This is a genomic window from Neorhizobium sp. T25_27 (assembly GCF_002968565.1).
Taxonomy (GTDB): Bacteria; Pseudomonadota; Alphaproteobacteria; order Rhizobiales; family Rhizobiaceae; genus Neorhizobium; species Neorhizobium tomejilense.
This window is the reverse complement of sequence record NZ_PVBJ01000032.1, coordinates 1-1,321: the sequence shown is the minus strand read 5'-3', so window position 1 is coordinate 1,321 and position 1,321 is coordinate 1. Positions and strand designations below refer to the sequence as shown.

Genomic DNA, 1,321 nt, shown 5'->3' with positions numbered 1-1,321 from the left:
TGAACCGCCCCGGCTTGGCCGGAGACCCCAACTCGTGAGAAGTAGGGTCTATGACAAGCAAGACGACGAACAAATTCTCTCCTGAAGTCCGCGCCCGCGCCGTTCGGATGGTGACGGAGCATGAAGCCGAACATCCCTCCCGCTGGGCGGCGGTATCATCGATAGCGGCCAAGATCGGTTGCTCGGCGCATACGCTGCATGAATGGGTGAAGAAGGCCGAGGTCGACACCGGCAAGCGTGCAGGTTTGCCAAGTGACGTGGCGGAGAAGATGAAGGCTCTGGAACGGGAGAACCGGGAGCTTCGTCAGGCGAATGAGATTCTACGCAAAGCCTCGGCGTATTTTGCCCAGGCGGAGCTCGACCGCCCACTGAAGCGATGATTTCCTTCATCGATGAACACCGCTCGGTGCTCGGGGTCGAGCCGATCTGCAGGCTGCTGCCGATTGCCCCGTCCACCTATTACGAGGTCGTCGCCAAGCGCACGGACGTGGGTCGCCTATCGGCCCGCGAACGGAATGATATTGCCATGAAAGTCGAGATACGCCGGGTGTTCAACGAGAACTTCCAGGTCTATGGCGTGCGGAAAGTGTGGCGACAGTTGCAGCGAGAAGGCTTCGATATTGCTCGCTGCACCGTCGCAAGGCTCATGAGAATGATGGGGCTCCAAGGCATCATTCGTGGCAAGCCCATCAAAACCACTGTATCGGACAGGTCTGCCCCGTGTCCGCTCGACCGCGTCAACCGCCACTTCAAGGCTCCCGCGCCGAACATGCTGTGGTTATCCGATTTCACATACGTGGCCACCTGGCAGGGCTTCGTTTACGTGGCTTTCGTGATCGACGCCTTCGCCCGCCGTATTGTCGGCTGGCGGGCAAGCCGGACTGCCCATGCAGGCTTTGTCCTCGATGCTCTCGACCAAGCGCTTCATGACCGCAGGCCCATCCATCGGGGCGGACTCATCCACCATTCCGACAGGGGCGTGCAATACGTGTCCATTCGCTATTCTGAGCGACTGGCGGAAGCAGGCATCGAACCGTCCGTCGGAAGTGTTGGCGACAGTTATGACAACGCTCTGGCCGAAACGATCAATGGTCTCTACAAGGCCGAGGTCATCCATCGGCGAGGACCCTGGCGCAACTTCGAAGCCGTGGAGTTCGCTACGCTCGAATGGGTTGATTGGTTCAACCACCGGCGTCTTCTGGAGCCAATCGGAAACATTCCGCCTGCAGAGGCAGAAGAACAATACTACGCCATGCTGGACGCGCCAGCGATGGCCGCATAACTTAAACCAAACGGTCTCCGGCAAACCCGGGGCGGTTCA

The 1,321-nt window shown here is 59.4% G+C and carries 1 protein-coding gene and 1 other annotated feature; the gene reads left to right on the top strand.

What is annotated here, in order from left to right:
* Positions 1-50: 50 nt before the first annotated feature.
* Positions 51-1,282 (top strand): IS3 family transposase gene (locus C5J24_RS31575; protein ID WP_105423702.1). Its coding sequence is split into 2 segments (ribosomal slippage): positions 51-342 and positions 342-1,282, totalling 1,233 coding nucleotides; the frame shifts between segments, so codons are not numbered across the junction.
* Positions 335-451 (top strand) — a sequence feature (AL1L pseudoknot). It overlaps the preceding gene by 117 nt.
* Positions 1,283-1,321: the final 39 nt, after the last annotated feature.